18 protein-coding genes are annotated in these 19,065 nt (G+C 33.7%); 13 read left to right on the top strand and 5 right to left on the bottom strand.

Going from position 1 to position 19,065, the window contains the following annotated elements:
• Positions 1-140 precede the first annotated feature (140 nt).
• Together ACX9TM_RS09825 and ACX9TM_RS09830 are read left to right on the top strand one after the other, a co-directional pair.
• On the top strand, positions 141-725 hold the full coding sequence (locus tag ACX9TM_RS09825; RefSeq protein WP_000710981.1) for a TetR/AcrR family transcriptional regulator: 585 nt from the start codon (positions 141-143) through the stop codon (positions 723-725).
• 63 nt (positions 726-788) lie between these two features.
• Positions 789-1,412 (top strand): GNAT family N-acetyltransferase, encoded by a 624-nt coding sequence (locus tag ACX9TM_RS09830; protein WP_065382478.1) that lies wholly within the window; start codon positions 789-791, stop codon positions 1,410-1,412.
• 283 nt (positions 1,413-1,695) lie between these two features.
• Here the strand turns inward: ACX9TM_RS09830 and ACX9TM_RS09835 are convergent, their stop codons facing one another.
• Positions 1,696-2,007 carry a heavy metal-binding domain-containing protein gene (locus ACX9TM_RS09835; RefSeq protein WP_000637505.1) on the bottom strand — a complete coding sequence of 104 codons (312 nt, stop codon included), beginning with the start codon at positions 2,005-2,007 and terminating at the stop codon, positions 1,696-1,698.
• Between the two features lie 149 nt (positions 2,008-2,156).
• Positions 2,157-2,807 carry a CPBP family glutamic-type intramembrane protease gene (locus tag ACX9TM_RS09840; protein WP_063219851.1) on the bottom strand — a complete coding sequence of 217 codons (651 nt, stop codon included), beginning with the start codon at positions 2,805-2,807 and terminating at the stop codon, positions 2,157-2,159.
• Between the two features lie 624 nt (positions 2,808-3,431).
• Here ACX9TM_RS09840 and ACX9TM_RS09845 point away from each other — a divergent pair.
• From ACX9TM_RS09845 to ACX9TM_RS09875, 7 genes are all read left to right on the top strand, one after another.
• Complete coding sequence (locus tag ACX9TM_RS09845) at positions 3,432-4,022, top strand: TetR/AcrR family transcriptional regulator (protein WP_025687223.1); 591 nt, start codon at positions 3,432-3,434, stop codon at positions 4,020-4,022.
• Between the two features lie 366 nt (positions 4,023-4,388).
• Positions 4,389-5,336, top strand: coding sequence for a DNA-binding transcriptional repressor DeoR (deoR, locus tag ACX9TM_RS09850; protein ID WP_000409781.1), 948 nt, complete (start codon positions 4,389-4,391; stop codon positions 5,334-5,336).
• Between the two features lie 304 nt (positions 5,337-5,640).
• Complete coding sequence (deoC, locus tag ACX9TM_RS09855; RefSeq protein WP_001017440.1) at positions 5,641-6,312, top strand: deoxyribose-phosphate aldolase; 672 nt, start codon at positions 5,641-5,643, stop codon at positions 6,310-6,312.
• Positions 6,313-6,411: 99 nt separating this feature from the next.
• Positions 6,412-7,593, top strand: a complete 1,182-nt coding sequence (locus tag ACX9TM_RS09860; protein WP_000876188.1) for a NupC/NupG family nucleoside CNT transporter — start codon at positions 6,412-6,414, stop codon at positions 7,591-7,593.
• 36 nt (positions 7,594-7,629) lie between these two features.
• Positions 7,630-8,931 carry a pyrimidine-nucleoside phosphorylase gene (locus ACX9TM_RS09865; protein WP_001983022.1) on the top strand — a complete coding sequence of 434 codons (1,302 nt, stop codon included), beginning with the start codon at positions 7,630-7,632 and terminating at the stop codon, positions 8,929-8,931.
• A 33-nt stretch (positions 8,932-8,964) separates the two neighbouring features.
• A complete protein-coding gene (locus tag ACX9TM_RS09870) occupies positions 8,965-9,360 on the top strand; it encodes a cytidine deaminase (RefSeq protein ID WP_000358533.1) in 396 nt (131 codons plus the stop codon).
• Positions 9,361-9,568: 208 nt separating this feature from the next.
• Positions 9,569-10,048 (top strand): CcdC family protein, encoded by a 480-nt coding sequence (locus tag ACX9TM_RS09875; RefSeq protein WP_000561074.1) that lies wholly within the window; start codon positions 9,569-9,571, stop codon positions 10,046-10,048.
• Positions 10,049-10,095: 47 nt separating this feature from the next.
• Here the strand turns inward: ACX9TM_RS09875 and ACX9TM_RS09880 are convergent, their stop codons facing one another.
• Positions 10,096-10,326, bottom strand: a complete 231-nt coding sequence (locus tag ACX9TM_RS09880; protein WP_000789782.1) for a DUF896 domain-containing protein — start codon at positions 10,324-10,326, stop codon at positions 10,096-10,098.
• A gap of 188 nt (positions 10,327-10,514) precedes the next feature.
• Between ACX9TM_RS09880 and ACX9TM_RS09885 the strand changes: the two genes are divergently transcribed.
• On the top strand, positions 10,515-11,798 hold the full coding sequence (locus ACX9TM_RS09885; protein ID WP_000842980.1) for an aminopeptidase P family protein: 1,284 nt from the start codon (positions 10,515-10,517) through the stop codon (positions 11,796-11,798).
• A gap of 94 nt (positions 11,799-11,892) precedes the next feature.
• On the opposite strand, the gene ACX9TM_RS09890 is transcribed toward ACX9TM_RS09885, so the two are convergent.
• Positions 11,893-12,528, bottom strand: a complete 636-nt coding sequence (locus ACX9TM_RS09890; protein WP_000687265.1) for a pentapeptide repeat-containing protein — start codon at positions 12,526-12,528, stop codon at positions 11,893-11,895.
• A gap of 362 nt (positions 12,529-12,890) precedes the next feature.
• Here ACX9TM_RS09890 and ACX9TM_RS09895 point away from each other — a divergent pair, with 362 nt between their 5' ends.
• Complete coding sequence (locus ACX9TM_RS09895) at positions 12,891-14,531, top strand: multicopper oxidase family protein (RefSeq protein WP_489574224.1); 1,641 nt, start codon at positions 12,891-12,893, stop codon at positions 14,529-14,531.
• 51 nt (positions 14,532-14,582) lie between these two features.
• Here ACX9TM_RS09895 and ACX9TM_RS09900 read toward each other — a convergent pair whose 3' ends face one another.
• A complete protein-coding gene (locus ACX9TM_RS09900) occupies positions 14,583-15,128 on the bottom strand; it encodes a hypothetical protein (protein ID WP_065382249.1) in 546 nt (181 codons plus the stop codon).
• Positions 15,129-15,461: 333 nt separating this feature from the next.
• Here ACX9TM_RS09900 and topB point away from each other — a divergent pair, with 333 nt between their 5' ends.
• Both topB and ACX9TM_RS09910 read left to right on the top strand, forming a co-directional pair.
• The gene (topB, locus tag ACX9TM_RS09905) at positions 15,462-17,606 is read left to right on the top strand and encodes a DNA topoisomerase III (RefSeq protein ID WP_000766771.1); all 2,145 of its coding nucleotides are present in this window, start codon (positions 15,462-15,464) and stop codon (positions 17,604-17,606) included.
• Positions 17,607-17,810: 204 nt separating this feature from the next.
• Complete coding sequence (locus ACX9TM_RS09910) at positions 17,811-19,058, top strand: DUF4153 domain-containing protein (RefSeq protein WP_001024720.1); 1,248 nt, start codon at positions 17,811-17,813, stop codon at positions 19,056-19,058.
• Positions 19,059-19,065 lie beyond the last annotated feature (7 nt).

Raw genomic sequence — 19,065 nt, forward strand, 5'->3', positions numbered from 1 at the left:
CAGTTTCAGGAATATAATTCTTTTTGAAAAGCTACATTCAGCAGCTGGACACTTTATTTGAGATTGTTTATTATAATATCAAATGATATATTTATCTATCAAAAATGACGACTTTATACAGAAAAAGGGAGAGATTGACGATGAAGAAAGACTTGTCAGCGTTGAAGGAAGCGAGATTTAATGCAATTCTTGATTCAGCTACTATATTGCTTGTTGAAAATCCTACTGCTTCGATGAATGAAATTGCGGAATATGCGGGAATTGGAATTGCTACACTCCATCGCTACGTCGAAAGCAGGGAGAAATTGATGCTGTTCTTGGGCCATCGGGCTATACAACTGGTAAGTGATACTGTAAACCAGATTCCACTGGATGAGGAAAGAAGCGAAAACTATATCCCGGAACTTATTGAAGCGTTAATCCCTTTAGGTGACAAAATCTATTTTCTAGGTCATGATGCATCTGTATTTAACAACAAAGAATTAGGTGAAGCAGAAGAGAAGCTGAGGGAACCCTTAAGACGCGTTATTGAATTGCTACAACAAAGAGGTTACTTTCAGCAAACAGTTAGCAGCGAATGGATTTTGAATACGCTTTATGCTCTGCTTTTCCATACCTGGGAACAGGTACATGAAGGAAATGTGGCTAAAAAATCTGCTGCAGAGCTTGTTTTAAATACATTTTATTATGGTTTCAAAGCTAAGGATGAATTGAGAGGGAAGTGAACTGATTCAAATCCATGATAATTAATATTAATAATATAGAAAGTGAAAAGGAGCAATAGGATAATGAATAAAATCTCTATTGTAAAGGCTGTTCATCAATCCATGGTCGGCGCCCAGCTAAATGTAATGGCATTGGAATACATGGCGTTTCCACTTGCAGGATCTGAGGAGAAGAACACAGTCGATTGGACATTTTGTAAGCTATGGCGGCAGGAGAACAACCGTTTCAGTCATCAATACGCCTATGAAGCTCAAATGGATGGGAAAACTTTAGGGATGATTACTTGCTATCCCATATCCGTTTTAAATCGTCTTGCCTGGCCGACTTTTAAACAGCTGCTTTCGTTCCGAAAGCTGGGTTTTGTTGTTTATAACATTCTGAATATCAAAATGCTTTATTCCATGTTTACCTTGAAGGAGGGAGAAGATGACGAGTTTCACATCGGAACAATTGCCTTACTGCCCGAAAGTCGAGGACTAGGGATAGGTACCAGACTAATTGAGTTTGCTGAGGAACAAGCTTCGCTGCAAGGCTTTGCCAAATGCTCTCTGACGGTAAAGAAAGAGAACCAACTTGCCATTAAATTGTATCAGAGGATAGGCTACCAGATTACAGGTGAAATCAATAAACCAAAGTTATCGTTGTACAGAATGGTCAAAAACGTAGAACCTTACAACCATTTATAAAAAATTTGTACAGTATTAGAGGGTACCAGCACATGCCCATAAGCTTAAGGATTCAAAATTACCCCAAAGTAAAAAATGTACATTTTTTACAAGTTAACACAAAATTTTAGCTTGATAGTGAAGGGATGAGGCTTCTATATAAAAAAACACAGTTTACACTCAAACTGTGTTTTTTCGACGTATAATGCTTTATCAACATCTCTTTTTATTCTTTAAAATCTGCAACAGAACCAGGCCCCTCCTCAAAGTATAAATTCCAAGGGAGGACCGTTTTTTAATTTACTTATATACGTACAGCTGTACCACTTACAGCAACCATTAACATTCCATCACGTACAACTTCGTAATCTACGTCAATACCAACGATAGCGTTCGCACCTTTTTGTTTTGCAAGTTCTTTCATTTCGTCCATTGCAATATCACGAGCGTCTTTTAGCTTACTTTCATAAGCACCAGCACGGCCACCGACAACATCACGAACTGAAGCGAATAAATCGCGGACAATGTTTGCGCCCATAATAGCTTCACCATTTACAATATCAATATACTCAATAATTTCTTTACCTTGAATTCCAGAAGTTGTTGTTACAATCATGACCGACACTCTCCTAATAAGTTGTAGTTTTGATAAGATTTCTTATGCCTTAGAAAAAGTGGTTCTGGTACCCAAAATACTCGATAGAAACATAGAGTATTTTTGCATCAAAACCTTCAATTACATATGTCTTGTTATGACATATGCAATTAAATAAAAGGAATAAAATTGTTTAACATATGTATCGCTATAACATATGCAAGGGATCTATTAGAAATAAGATAAGCCGCAGTAAGCATCACCGTGCCAGGTAAATATATAGCAAGATCCGAAAGTTGATTTGAATGAAGACCTGCAAAAATTATAATCGAAACGATGGATGCAATAGCAGTACCAACATATTCCGAAAAATGATTCACTAATATATGACGAAATATGATTTCTTCAATTATTGGCCCTATAATCCCAAATAGAAGTAATGTGAATATAATAGGCACCTCTGCGCCCCTTGTAAGGACCTGTTCTTGGTTCTCTGGCTGACCTATGTTTAGAAAATGCATAATAGAATTTTCCACAATTACCATAAGTAAAACCACCATAGGAATGCTTACTATTTTCAAAATTGTTTTCTCTTTAAAATAAGTAAAACTTTCAATAATTTCTTTCCTAAAGAAAATTATTCCTACAATAGCAGGTACAGTCAAACCGATGGCACTAAGAGCAAATTCTGATTCAACTAAATTACTGTTAGTTAAAAGTGATAGGCCAAATAATATGAACAAGCCAATTTGGAGTAGTGCAAACATTGTATAAACTATTAGCATAATAATTTCTTTTTTATTCATTTTTATAAAGTTCACTTTATTGCCCCCGTAATTAAATTACCTATAATCTTTGATTTTTCTTTCTGCATAACGTTCTCCTTCTAAATATATTTATATTAAAAACCGGACGGTTCGGTCTGAATCGAAATCTAATGATACTACAAGTTTCTAGTTTTTTAAACCCTTTTAACGAAATCAAAATGGTAAAAAGCAAATATATTTATATCTCAGTTGCTTTGTTACAATTTAATTCCAATAATCATTAATGATTAATCTTTTATAGAATGAAGTGAGAGTGGGGTGGTTCAAACACTTTAGCTAAACATATTAATAAAAATTATATATAATAATCATAGTCTATACGTTAAAATTAACTATATATTTTTACACCTTCTACAATTGTAGGTGAAATTAGTTGTATAACAGGACTGAATTAAATAATTGGACATGTTAATTTTGACAGAAAATTTATTTGAATGATATAGATAATACAATTTGATTACCTCTTTTCAAACTGTATTGTTTGAGGTTCACATAATATAGGGATGGATAATATATTTTTGTTCCAAACTTATTTATACTTACAAAAAAATTCAAGAAAATAGATGGTAAATATCACCTGGAATATTAAGCTCGTTTTTATTAGGAGGATTACAAAGTATGACTAAAGTTGATAAGATTAAAGAAAAAATTATTGAAACATCTTTATATTTATTTAATACTAATGGGATAACTCGCACATCCATACAGGATATAATGACAGCTACTGAACTACCTAAAGGATCTATTTATCGTAGATTCAAAAGTAAAGAAGAAATTGTCCTTGCTGCCTATGACAAAAGTGGTGAGATTATGTGGAGTCATTTTCATAAAGCAATGGAAAATAAAAAGACAGCAATTGATAAAATCCTTGCAATTTTCCTTGTATATCAAGATGCAGCTAATAATCCTCCTATTGCTGGAGGCTGTCCATTACTTAATAGCGCAATTGAAAGTACTGGAGTATTTCCAGAATTACAAAAAGCAGCAGCAAAAGGTTATGATGATACAGTAATGTTAATGGCTTCTCTCATAAAAGAAGGAATAGAGAAACAAGAACTTAAAGAAGATATAGATATTATATCGCTCGCTTCTTTTCTTGCATCTTCAATGGAGGGAGCTATTATGGCAAGTCGCGTATCTAACGATAATATACACCATCATTATTTTATTGAACAAATAAAACATCATCTTTTCACTTATTCTAAATAAGTGAGAACTTGCAGTGTTTCCATCCGATTTTTATAAACTTAAATTGAATAAATACCCCTTATGAACAGTATCTTTTGTTTATGAGGGGTATTTGAATAGCTTTTTAGACGATATTCATGTTTCTTATTGAACGGCTTTGTTATCGTTACTACAGAAAAAGCAATAAAGAATTACATATAAACCGATTTATATGTTTTAAGTGTTTCTATATTGGGTTTGTAAATCTACACAATAAGGTTTCATTGTATATAATAAGTGGAATAGAAGTTTAGTTAGATAAAATCCGGTAGTCGAATTTTTTTGCATAAAGCTGTATAATGCTTGTAACGAAAGGGAAATACAGGAAGGGATTTGTAATGAGTTACTATGGAAAAAGATAAACAACAATTAAGCGTTGAAGTTGCAAGATTATATTATCAATCAGATTATAGTCAGCAAGAAATTGCTAACAAATTAAATATTTCAAGACCGACGATTTCTAGATTGTTAAAGTACGCGAAAGAAAAAGGGTTTGTTCAAATTAGCATCGCCGATCCATTTGCGGATTTAGATAACGTTGGGAATTTACTGAAAGAAAAGTACAACTTGTTAGAGGCACATGTTGTATTTTCTCCAGTACCGGAATATGCAACGATTACAGAGTATATAAGTAAATATGCTGCTGAGTATATGGAAAAGACGGTTAAAAACGGTGATATTGTTGGTGTAAGCTGGGGCATGACTATGTATGAAATCGCTAGAAAAATCGTACCGCAACATGTAAAAGGGGTAGAGGTTGTCCAGCTAAAAGGTGGTATTAGTCATTCAAGTGTAAATACATATGCGAATGAGACGATAGCTTTATTTGCAGATGCTTTTCAAACGACGCCAAGAAATCTACCTCTTCCAGTTATATTTGATAATGCAGTGACAAAAGAATTAGTGGAGCAGGATCGACATATTCATCACATTATCGAAATGGGAAAACAAGCGAATATTGCAATTTTTACTGTAGGAACAGTGCGAGACGAAGCGTTATTATTCCGATTAGGTTATTTCGATAAGGATGAAACAAATTTACTCAAAAAACAATCGGTCGGTGACATTTGTTCACGTTTCTTTGATGGAGACGGAAATATTAGTAGCGAAGAAATCAATAAGCGTACCATTGGAATTGAGTTAGAGGAACTGAAATTAAAGAAACGCTCTATTTTAGTTGCAGGTGGTAATAGAAAAATAAAAGCAATTGATGGTGCGTTACGTGGCGGGTATGCGAATGTATTAATTATCGATCAGCATACAGCAAAAGAACTGTTACATTATCAAAAAGGTTAGAAATAAAAGGAGTTCTCAAAATGTTAATTTTGAGAACTCCTTTTATTTTGTTATGTATGAATGATAGGAGTCTTTTTTGAACACAATTTGCCTTTTTAAAAATAATTATGGATATGGAGATACATACTACCATTGTTAACATAGAAAATTTGATTATATAGGAACTGTTCTTTGTTAGAATGCGCTTTATTTACTACAAGAAAATGCTTTTTAAAAAAGAATGAACAAAATTTCAAAAGTGTATTTACATTTGTTCAACTAAGAGTTAGAATGAAGTTGTTAAAAGATATGAGGAGTGAAGATAATGAACATTGCAAAGTTAATTGACCATACAATTTTAAAAGCTAATACTACTAAAGAAGATGTTATGAAAGTAATCGAAGAAGCAAAGGAATATAAATTCGCTTCTGTTTGTATTAACCCAACATGGGTAAAATTAGCGGCTGATGAACTAGCTGGACATGATGTAGACGTTTGTACTGTAATCGGTTTCCCATTAGGAGCAAGCACTACTGAAACAAAAGCATTTGAAACAAAAGATGCTATCGCAAAAGGTGCAACTGAAGTTGATATGGTAATCAACGTAGGCGCTTTAAAAGATGGCGATAACGAATTTGTTGAAAAAGACATTTATGAAGTAGTACAAGCAGCAAAAGGAAAAGCTCTTGTAAAAGTAATCATTGAAACTTGCCTATTAACAGATGAAGAGAAAGTACGTGCTTGTGAATTATCAGTAAAAGCTGGTGCTGATTTCGTAAAAACTTCAACTGGATTCTCAACTGGCGGAGCAACTGCTGAAGATATCGCATTAATGCGTAAAACAGTAGGACCAAACGTTGGTGTAAAAGCATCTGGCGGTGTTCGTACACGTGAAGATGCAGACAAAATGGTAGCTGCTGGAGCTTCTCGCGTTGGAGCAAGTGCTAGTGTTGCAATCGTATTAAATGATGCAAAAGGTGCTACAGATAACTACTAATCGATAAAAGCTTAAAGCAATAGATATACGTTTAAAGTATATCTATTGCTTTAATAATTGAAAAAAATGTAAGCGGATACGAATGGGAGGAAACGGCTTATGAAATACTTAATCGGTGTTTTTGGCCTCGTATTGATTTTAGGTATCGCTTGGCTTGCTAGTAATGATAGAAAGAAAGTCAAATATCGTCCAATCATAACGATGGTTATATTACAATTCATTTTGGGGTTTCTATTATTAAATACAAGTGTAGGGAATATATTAATTAGCGGAATAGCAGATGGTTTTGGAGAGCTATTAAAATATGCCGCTGACGGTGTGAATTTCGTATTTGGTGGATTAGTAAATCAAAAAGAGTTTTCGTTCTTTTTAAGTGTATTAATGCCAATCGTATTTATATCAGCCTTAATAGGTATTTTGCAACATATTAAAGTATTACCTATTATTGTGAAATCTATCGGTCTAGCATTAAGTAAAGTAAATGGAATGGGGAAACTAGAATCATATAACGCTGTTGCATCTGCGATTTTAGGACAATCTGAAGTATTTATTTCAGTTAAGAAACAACTAGGGTTATTGCCAGAGAAAAGAATGTATACATTATGTGCATCAGCAATGTCTACAGTTTCTATGTCTATCGTTGGATCATATATGGTGTTATTAAAACCACAATATGTTGTAACCGCTTTAGTGCTTAACTTATTCGGTGGTTTCATCATTGCTTCTATCATTAACCCATATGAAGTTACTGAGGAAGAAGATATGTTAGAAGTACAAGAAGAAGAGAAGAAGACCTTCTTTGAAGTATTAGGGGAATACATTATTGATGGATTTAAAGTTGCGATTACAGTAGCAGCTATGTTAGTCGGTTTCGTTGCTCTTATCGCATTTATTAATGCAGTATTTAAAGGTGTAATCGGTATTTCATTCCAAGAAATTCTTGGTTATGCATTTGCACCATTTGCATTTATTATGGGTGTACCTTGGCATGAAGCAGTTAATGCCGGAAATATTATGGCAACAAAATTAGTATCAAATGAATTTGTCGCTATGACAGATTTAGCACAAGGAAACTTTAATTTCTCAGATAGAACGACAGCGATTATCTCTGTATTCTTAGTTTCATTTGCAAACTTCTCTTCAATTGGGATTATTGCAGGGGCAGTTAAGAGCTTAAATGAAAAGCAAGGGAATGTAGTCGCAAGATTTGGTTTGAAATTACTATTCGGTGCAACATTAGTAAGTTTCTTATCAGCAACAATCGTTGGGTTATTATTTTAATAGATTTATATAATATAAAAAGGAATGGTGATTGTAATGAGAATGGTAGATATTATTGCAAAAAAACGTGACGGCAAAGAATTAACGACTGAAGAAATCAAATTCTTTATTAATGGATATACAGACGGAAGTATTCCTGATTATCAAGTGAGTGCGCTTGCAATGGCAATCTTCTTTAAAGATATGACAGATCGCGAACGTGCAGATTTAACGATGGCGATGGTTGAGTCTGGAGAAACGATCGACTTATCAGCAATTGAAGGAATTAAAGTAGACAAACATTCAACTGGCGGTGTTGGTGATACAACAACATTAGTATTAGGACCGTTAGTAGCTGCTTTAGATGTACCAGTAGCAAAAATGTCTGGTCGTGGTTTAGGACATACAGGCGGAACAATTGATAAATTAGAAGCGGTAGAAGGATTCCACGTTGAAATTACGAAAGAACAATTCATTGATATTGTAAACCGTGACAAAGTAGCTGTTATTGGACAAACAGGAAACTTAACACCTGCAGATAAAAAGATTTATGCATTACGCGACGTAACAGGAACTGTTAACTCAATTCCTTTAATCGCAAGTTCAATTATGAGTAAAAAAATTGCAGCTGGTGCTGACGCAATCGTACTTGATGTAAAAACAGGTGCTGGTGCATTTATGAAAACAGAAGAAGATGCAAAAGAATTAGCACATGCAATGGTACGTATCGGAAATAATGTAGGACGTCAAACTATGGCTGTTATTTCAGATATGTCACAACCACTTGGTTTTGCAATTGGTAACGCTCTAGAAGTGAAAGAAGCGATTGATACGTTAAAAGGTGAAGGTCCAGAAGATTTAACAGAATTAGTACTCGTATTAGGAAGTCAGATGGTCGTACTTGCGAAAAAAGCAAATACATTAGAAGAAGCTCGTGAAATGCTAATTGAAGTGATGAAGAACGGAAAAGCAACTGAGAAGTTTAAAGAGTTCTTAAGCAATCAAGGCGGAGATAGCTCAATTGTAGACAATCCAGAAAAAATGCCACAAGCGAAGTATGTAATTGATGTACCTGCAAAAACTTCAGGTGTTATTTCTAACATTGTTGCAGATGAGATTGGTATTGCAGCTATGTTACTTGGTGCAGGTCGTGCAACGAAGGAAGATGAAATCGATTTAGCAGTAGGATTAATGTTACGTAAAAAAGTTGGCGATGCAGTAAAAGAAGGCGAGCCTTTCGTAACAATCTACGCAAACCGTGAAAATGTAGAAGATGTAAAAGCAAAAATTTATGAGAATATTTCTATAGCTGAAACAGCAGTGGCTCCTAAATTAGTTCATACAGTTATTACTGACTAATCATCATTTCATTTACTTTGAGGGGGAAATAATATGGATAAGAAAAAATATATTGAAGAAGCAAACAAGATGTTATCGAAAGCGTATATTCCGTATTCTAAATTTCCTGTTGGCGCAGCGTTAGTTACGAAAGAAGGGAAAATCTATACTGGTTGTAATATAGAAAATGCTTCTTATGGTTTATGTAACTGTGCAGAAAGAACAGCAATATTTAAAGCGGTATCAGAAGGGGAGCGCGATTTTAGTTACTTAGTTATTACAGGAGAAACTGATGGACCGATTTCACCATGTGGTGCGTGTAGACAAGTAATTGCTGAATTCTGTGATCCGAAAATGCCTGTATTACTAACGAATGTAAAAGGTGATGAAAAAGAAGTGACTGTTGAGCAATTACTTCCAGGTGCTTTCACAATTGACGATTTAAAATAAGTTAAAAAGCCATTTTGCAATTATTAATTGCAGAATGGTTTTTTTTGTTCATATTCCGTTCATAAACTTTGCGTAAAATGATTGCAGCGAATATGGAAAGTTTACAGCAGGAGGAATATAATGAAGAAATTCTATAATGCGGCATGTAGTTACTTATTGGTTTATGATTTTGCTAAAAAAGTCATTTAAATAGATAGGAGTGGAAAGTATGATAGCACTTTTATCAAGTGTCGTAGCAGTTTGTATGGCTGTTGGGGTAATGTTTCTACGTTTTAAAGCAGCGAAAAAGCCGGTAACGAAAAAGAAAATTATATTGCCGCCAATTTTTATGAGTACAGGCGCAATGATGTACTTTTTACCAGAGTTTCGATTAACATCGTTAGAAATAGTCGAGGCAATTAGTATAGGGCTTATTTTCTCTATTTTTCTTATTAAAACAACTAAGTTCGAAATAAAAGGCGAACATATATTTATGAAACCGTCAAAAGCATTCATATTTATTTTAGTAGGCTTATTAGCTGTACGCGTGGCATTAAAGTCATATTTAAGCCAATCAATTGATTTGGCAGAGTTAAGCGGAATGTTTTTCTTACTTGCATTTGCGATGATTGTGTCGTGGAGAATTGCGATGTATCGCTCGTTTACTAAATTAGAAAAGACAATAAACAGAGCTGGAATTTCTATATAGGAAATCCAGCTCTGTTTATGTTTTATTAAAATTCTTTAGCTCGGAACTCATTTGCTTAATTTTAAACGTATTTGAGCATCTTGTAATGCAGCAGGTGTAACGTTAAGACCATTTTGATCAACAATTTTTGTGTTTAATAAAATGGAATCTAGGCTTCCACGAAATGTTTCTGTATAGTTTTGACGTAACATTTGTTGTTCTTGTTTTTCATCAACTGTTAATCCAGTTGCTTTTTCTTTTTTTGACAATTCGTTAATACGGAATAAAATGTTTTTCATTTGATTCACCTCTAGTTAGATTTAATTATATTAGTTACTTACTAATATATAGTAATTTTAACGCTTAATTTTTATTATGTCAACACCATCTAAAAGGTTAAAAATTGACGAAAAATTATAACAATAATAAAATGAATAACAGAGGACAATTAGCTTTACAAGCATACATAGAACACTAGGGGGATATTATGAAATCAACATTTTTCGCTCAAAATAGAGAAAGACTAACGAAAACATTACCTGATGAATCCGTTACGATTTTATTTGCGGGACAAGCACCGCATATGTCAGCTGATGCACATTATAAATTTGTACCGAATCGTAATTTTTACTACTTAACGGGAATCGATGAACCAAATGTTATTTTTATGCTGAAAAAGTTTGGGAATAGTGTAGAAGAGACACTTTTCATTGAAAAATCAGATCCAGTAATGGAAAAATGGGTTGGGAAGACAGTTTCTAGCGAAGAAGCAGAGGGAATTTCAGGTATAAAGAAAGTTGTATATTTAGATAGCTTTGAAAAGACAATGTCAAATATACTTTTTACAGAAAATGCGAAGCATCTATATTTAGATATAGAACGTCGTGATTGGAATGGTACGGAGACAAAAACATTAGCATTTGCTAAACATGTAAGAGAAAAATACCCACACGTAACAATTGGTAATGTATATCCGAACATTTGTGAATTACGAGTATTTAAAACAGAGGAAGAAATTGAAATTATTAAAGAAGCGATTGCTGTAACGAAAGATGGTATTTACAATGTGTTAAAAAATGCAAAAGCAGGCATGATGGAGTATGAATTAGAAGCTCAATTTGATTTTACACTGAAATCATCTGGCATTAAGCACCATGCGTTCAATACAATTTTGGCGAGTGGGAAAAATGCTACAGTTCTTCATTATGAAGATAATGATGCACAAATTCAAAATGGTGACTTAGTATTACTAGATTTAGGTGCTCAAAAAGACTACTATAACGCTGATATTAGTTATACATTCCCGGCAAATGGAACATTCTCTAGTCGTCAAAAACAAATTTATAATATTGTATTAAAAGCATTAAAAGAAACAACAGCGCTTATTAAGCCAGGATTAAAGTTCGCTGCATTAAATGAGCATACAAAAAAGGTACTGGCAGAAGAGTGTAAAGCAATTGGTTTAATTCAAGAAGATGAAGAGTTATCAAAATACTATTATCATGGTGTCAGCCATTTCCTTGGTTTAGATACACATGATGTAGGAACATATAAAGATAGAATGTTAGAAGAAGGTATGGTTATAACAATTGAACCTGGTCTTTACATTGAAGGAGAATCAATTGGAATTCGTATTGAAGATGACATTCTTGTAACGAAAGACGGGTATGAAAACTTGTCAAAAGATATCATTAGAGAAGTTGAAGAAATTGAAGAATTTATGAGTGTAAATAATGAACATGTAAAAGGAAACCAAGCTGTAGTTAAATAATAAAAGAGTCATCACTAATTTATTTGAACTTTATCTCGAATCGTGGACAATTAAAAAATCCATGATTCGGGATAGGGTTCTTTTCTTCGAAATACTAATCTTTAATTATTAATCCTAATAAAGTAGCAAACTGAACAGCTTGATATGTTGATACTTTACATCCTCTTAAATCGTTCACTGAAACTGTAAGTGTATCAAAGGTAGAAGAACTAATATCTATCCCCTTCAGTGATGTCTGATCAAAATTAGCTTCATCAAGACTACATAATTGGAATTCAACTTTTTTAAGTTTACAGTCAAAAAAATCTGCATTATTTAATGAAGTTTCATTAAATATAATTTTTTCTAGTTTAGAATTTCCAAATGCTGCTAAATTCAAAATTGAATTCTCAAATTTAACATTTCCTAAGCTAGATTCTGTGAAATTTACTCCGATTAATTTACTATTTTTAAATTCGACTCTGTGAACAGAAGAATTGCTTAAATTAACATTTGATAAATCACAGTTTTCAAAACAAACATCTGTAATATCAATATTGCTAAAGTCTGTATTAGTGAATTTACAATTCTTTATCACTGCATCATACAATCGCACTCTATCTACACATTCATTTTCAAAAGTGGAGTCTATAATTTCACAGACTTCTAATGTTGGATCTTCTTCATAAAAAATATCTTGAAAATTCTTTGAAGATAACTCTGGTGAAATTTTTGGTCTATCAATTTTCATCGTATATCAATCCTCTTCTATTTGATATATTTGTGTAATTTGAGTCCATTGTCTGTAAAGAACATTAGTTCTTATTATACAAAAATCTAAGTTCTTTTGTGAAGAGCATTTTAGCTACATTTTTCTTATTTAATAATAGCAGTGTTATTGTTTCTTAAGAAATAACGTCAAAACAAATACGAGAACGGCTAATATAGTCGCTACAAGGAAAGCATTATGTATTTCTAAAATATTCGCCTCTTGTAATGTCTCCGCTTTTAGTAATCTTCCAATTAGCTTACGTAAGATCTAATTACATCTCCTTATTTTCTTGAAAATCAACCTCTATAATGATTTCGAAAAAGAAAAAGGGGGGATTTTCCATGAAGCGATTTGTATTAGCAGTCATTACAGTCTCTGTAATATTTTTAATTGCTGCCTGTTCTGTGACGACAAATACAACAAATGATCATAAAAATATGAATGATAAAAAAACACTACAGACTGAAACAGCTACAACACCATTGAAAGTTGAAAAAGGACCAGAAGTTACTTTAATAGCGAAAGAAGAAAAGCAAAAATTAAGTAACGGTGTTATTGTTCCAGTCTGGACATTTAATGGCTCATCTCCTGGTTCAGAAATTCGGGTGAAAAAAGGTGAAAAGGTGAAAGTGACATTAAAAAATGAATTATCTGCACCAGTATCTATTCATTGGCATGGATATCCTGTCCCAAATAACATGGATGGAATTCCAGGCGTGACACAAGATGCAGTTGAACCAGGAAAAAGTTTCACTTACGAATTTGAAGCGAACGTACCAGGAACGTACTGGTATCACTCGCATCAAGATTCTGTAAATCAATTAGATAGAGGTTTGTATGGAGCGCTCATTGTAGAAGATACAAAGGAAAAATATGATAAAGATTACACATTAATGTTGGATGAATGGGTTACAGATAAAGAAGAAATGAATAAGCAGTTAAAAGAAATGACAAAAGGGCAAATAGGTAATAAATCTAAAGGTAATGAAAATGGGGAAAAGAATGATGATAAGAACGGCATGGCTCATTCTGATATGAACATGGGCAGTGATAAAAAAGACTCTAGTAATATGGAAGGAATGGACCATGGAAATATGAAGATGGAAGGTCATGATATGAGTATGTACGACTTATTCACAATCAATGGAAAAAGCGGTGATTTAGTAGCGCCATTAAAAGTGAATAAGGGAGATAACGTTCGTCTTAGACTCGTCAATGCTGGTTATCTATCACATGATATACATGTTCATGGCCATGATATAAAAGTAATTGCGACAGATGGTCAACCAATAAACGATCCAAAAGTTATAAAGGATAAAGTAATTTCAATCGCACCGGGTGAACGTTATGATATTGAATTTACTGCTAATAATCCTGGGAAATGGTATGTTGAAGACCATTCGAAAAATAAAGGTGCAAAAGGAATGAAAGCTGTTATTGAGTATGATGGCAGCAAAGAGATGAAAGATAAAGCAGACGAAAAAGAAAAATTACCGAAAGTAGATATAATGAAATATGGTACTAAAAAATTAGGTAGTTTCACATTAAATCAAGAGTATACTGCCACATATAATATGGACTTAAATACGCAAATGAATGGAAATGAAATGGTATATACAATTAACGGAAAGGTATTTCCGGATATTGACCCAATTCAAGTAAAAAAGGGTGATTTAGTAAAAGTGAAGTTGGTAAATCGTTCTAAAATGGATGATCACCCAATGCATTTACACGGACACTTTTTCCAGGTGTTGAGTAAAGATGGAAAACCGATAGAAGGTTCTCCAATTGTGAAAGATACATTGAACTTAAAACCGGGAGAAGAATATGAAGTAGCCTTTGTAGCAGATAATCCGGGCGATTGGATGTTCCACTGTCATGATTTACACCATGCTTCAGCTGGGATGGTAACAGAAGTAAAATATACAGATTACAAATCGGATTATGTTCCAAACCGAAACATTCCTAATAAGCCAGAGTAATATTAAGCAGTTATCCTATGGATAGCTGCTTATTCATTTTTGTTGCAAGTACTAATGTATGTGTTGATCATGCCCGGATGTAGGTGAGGGAGTATGATTTGGGAATGTCGCGAATACGGCAACGATAATTACTACACTAATTGAAAGTAATAACAAAAAACGCTGTTGGATAAAAGTAGAAAAGTTCTCCGATAATAATTGAATCACACAGGACATAGTAATCGTTATAGTAAGTAAAAGGCTAATGAACAATATACTATGAGCTTGTTGAGCGTTTAACATTTCTGTAATCATTGCTCCCATCATACTTGCCATTAATCCAGAGAACATTCCTTCTAAAGCAGTATATAGGTGAAAACGTAGACCGATTGAGAAACCGATAAAACCACTAATTAAAATACCAAGCAAAGTAGAATATAGTAATTCCTCCTTAAAGAGAATGCCTAAGTAAAAACCAATACTTAAACCGATACTCATACTAAAAGACATAATAAATACCATATACTCCATTAGGGTACCCTTACGTTTGGAAATATAGGATGTAATAAGAATCGAAGTACAGCAAAGTGTTAAGGTAGTTAACGTATAAGCAAACATTATGATACCTCCTTGTCCTATCGTTCATTTCATCATATGTTTATATGGAGGGTACTTATGCTTATTAATATCTGCATATTATCTGCACAATTTCATAGATGTAGGCAAAGAGACGTTTGATTTTTTAGGGCGTCTTTTTTAATTATAAGCATGTGAAAGAAATTGTTATATTATGAGTTTCTATTGTGAAGCCATAAAGAATAAGCGTATAATATTATAGGTCTCCCATTTGCGAGACAAACCGCGAATGATAAATAAGATTGTTGTTTTATCATCGCTTCTAAACATATAGACAATGAAAGTAACACTGGAATACAGATAGGGAGTTATAAAATGAAATTAATTATTGCCGAGAAACCAGATCAAGGGTTGGCTCTTGTTTCACAGTTTAAATATCGCCGGAAAGATGGATATTTAGAGGTAGAAGCGAATGAGTTATTTCCAAATGGAGCGTACTGTACATGGGCAATTGGTCATTTGACGCAGTTATGTAATCCAGAGCATTATCACGCAGAGTGGAAAAAATGGTCACTTAATACATTACCGATGATTCCAGAACGTTTTCAATTTGAAGTAACAAAGTCAAAGTATAAGCAATTTAACGTTGTGAAACAGCTGTTACATAATCCACAGGTAACAGAAATCATTCACGCAGGAGATGCTGGGCGTGAAGGGGAACTGATCGTACGAAATATTATTAATCTTTGTAACGTGCAAAAGCCGATGAAACGTCTATGGATTTCATCTTTAACGAAGCAAGCTATTTACCAAGGATTTAAAAATCTACTTGATGAATCAGATACAATTAATACGTATTACGAAGCATACACAAGATCTTGCGCTGACTGGGTTGTTGGTATGAATGCATCACGTGTCTTTAGTATTTTGTTAAAGAAAAAAGGAATGAATGATGTATTTTCTGCTGGTCGTGTCCAAACACCAACGTTAGCATTGATTGTAAAGCGAGAGAAAGAAATTGAAAACTTTAAGTCAGAGCCTTTCTGGGAAGTGTTTGCAACCTTTAATATAGAAGGAAAGAAATATGACGGAAAATGGGAAAAGGATAATGAATCCCGCTTAAAAGATCCTGATATGGCGAATAAAATTGCGGCATTTTGCCAAGGGAAACCGGCTGTTGTGAAGGAAATGAAAACGGAGCGTAAAGAGTTTCAGCCGCCGCTTTTATTTAACTTATCATCACTGCAAGCAACGGCAAATAAAGCCTTTAAGTTTTCACCGAAAAAGACGCTTGATATAACGCAAGCACTATATCAAAAAGGGATTGTTTCTTATCCACGTTCAGATTCTAACTATGTTACACAAGGAGAAGCAGCGACGTTCCCTGATATTTTACAGAAGTTGAGTCAGTTTGATGAATATAAAGGCTTATTACCGGCTCCGGTTGAATCCATTATGAATAACAAGCGTTATGTAAATGAAAAGAAAGTAACAGATCACTACGCAATTATTCCGACAGAGCAAGTTACAAACCCAAGCAGACTATCAGGTGATGAAAAGAAAATATACGATATGATCGTAAGAAGGCTTATTGCAGCTCATTATGAAGTTGCAATCTTTGACTATACAACGATTGTAACGCTTGTAGATGAACGTGCTGAATTCATTTCAAAAGGAAAACAGCAAATTCAAGAAGGTTGGCGTAAAGTTATTTTCCAAGACGATAAAGATGACGAAACCATTCTTCCAATTGTAGCTGAAGGCGAAGAAGGAAAAGTTGTAAAGGTGAAAGTGAAAGAAGGAAAAACACAGCCACCGAAGCGCTATACAGAAGGACAACTTATTACGTTAATGAAAACAGCTGGTAAGTATTTAGAGAATGAAGAGCTGGAGAAAGTATTAAAGAAAACAGAAGGTTTAGGTACGGAAGCGACTCGCGCAGGTATTATTACGATGCTGAAAGACCGTAAGTATATAGATGTAAAGAAAAACCAAGTGTATGCGACTGATAAAGGAAAAGTATTAATTACCGCAATTGGTGATAAAATACTAGCTTCACCAGAAATGACTGCGAAATGGGAACAACGTCTTGCGGAAATTGGTGAAGGTACAGCTTCACCAGCTACATTTATGGAACAGACGAAAAAGCTATCAGCTAAAATTATTGAAGATGCAGTGGAAATGTCTGAGAAGTGGGATTTCACTGGACTACATGTTGAATCGATTGAACGAAAAGGATCGAAATTTACAACGGGTAAAAAGGTTGGTAGCTGTAAAAAATGTGATGGCGATGTAATTGATAAGTCAACGTTTTACGGTTGTTCTAACTATAATACAACGCAATGTGATTTCACCATTTCAAAGAAGATATTAAGTAAAACAATTTCGCAAAAGAATATGACAAAGCTCTTAAAAGGTGAAAAGACTGATTTAATTAAAGGCTTTAAAAAGGGCGAGAAAACGTTTGATGCGAAATTAGAGTGGAAAGATAATAAGATTAATTTTGTATTTGAGAATTAATTTGTTAAAAGAGCATGACATAAAACTGTCATGCTCTTTTGTTTTTCTTTTATATAAAATTTAACGATAAAAAAAATCCTTTAAATAATAATTTTTTATTGTAAAACGATAAAACTTGTATTAAAATCAAAATCATAATAAATGAGTGAGGTGCTTTTGTTAAAAGGTAACAACCTTATTTTTAAAATTAGAGGAGGTATAACTATGAACATTAACAATTTGATTGTTAAAAATATGGATAACCCCCATGAGTTGGAGAAGATGTATAGAAAAGATCCGAAAGCTTTTAAAAAAGCATTCTCACAAGCATGGGACCAAAACCCTGATTCTCAAGTTCTAGGTGCTTGGTATGAAAGGTTGCATTTCAAGGAGAAAGTAAATAAAGAAAAAACATCTTTGTTTCAAAAAGGTTTCTTATTCATGGGCCTTTTAGCTATTCTGGCCGGCATAAGCACCAGGATCATTTTCCACTTTGTTGAGCAGGAAGCAATTGCTCCAATTAACTTGGCTTTTGGTGTAATTCCCTTTATTGCTGCTTATTTTGTTTACAATAATACTCCGAAAAAAAGTATTATTTATTCCCTTGCAGCGTTGTTCCTAATTTCCGGGTATTATCTTAATACGCTGCCAGTAAATTATAAAGACAGTACCATACTTGCGTATTTACATCTTCCTATATTTTTATGGGTCTTAGTAGGGCTTGCATTTACAGGAAATGAATATTCAAAAGGCAGTACAAGATTAGCCTATATTAAATTTAATTTAGAATATTGTCTTCTCTACGGGAGCATGGCAGTGAGCGGAATGATACTTGCGGTATTCACCATGCGTTTATTTAGCTTTGTTGACTTAGATATAGGAGAATTCTATTTTAGTAATGTTGTTTTATTTGGAGCAGCGGCTCTCGCTATTGTGACTGCATACTTAGTATCAATGAATCTTAAGCTTGCTAAAAATATTACACCATACATATCTAAAATTTTTAGTCCTCTCGTCCTGATTACCTTGCTTATCTATCTTATAACGGTAATTTGGATCGGGAAAAATCCATTCTTGGATCGCAATTTCCTAATGGCCTTCAACGGAATACTGCTTGGCGTATTGGCTGTTACTATATTTTCTATCGTTGAGAGTGACTCGGACGAGAAAAAGAACATTTCAGATTATATAAATTTTTCCTTAATTGTTCTGGCGCTTATTATTGACACTGTCGCATTGTCAGCCATAGTATTCAGACTTTCTTCTTACGGGATTACACCTAATAGACTTGCTGTTTTAGGAGTAAACATACTGATTTGGGCAAATCTCATTTGGATTATGTTTGCCTATATGCGTTTCTTGCAAAATAAATCAGGACTAAAAGCTATCCAAGATGCCGTTACGAAGTATTTGCCAATATACGGACTTTGGGCAGCTTTCGTTATATTTACGTTTCCTATCATTTTTAATTAGAAAGGAT

Source organism: Bacillus sp. LH1 (assembly GCF_057924895.1).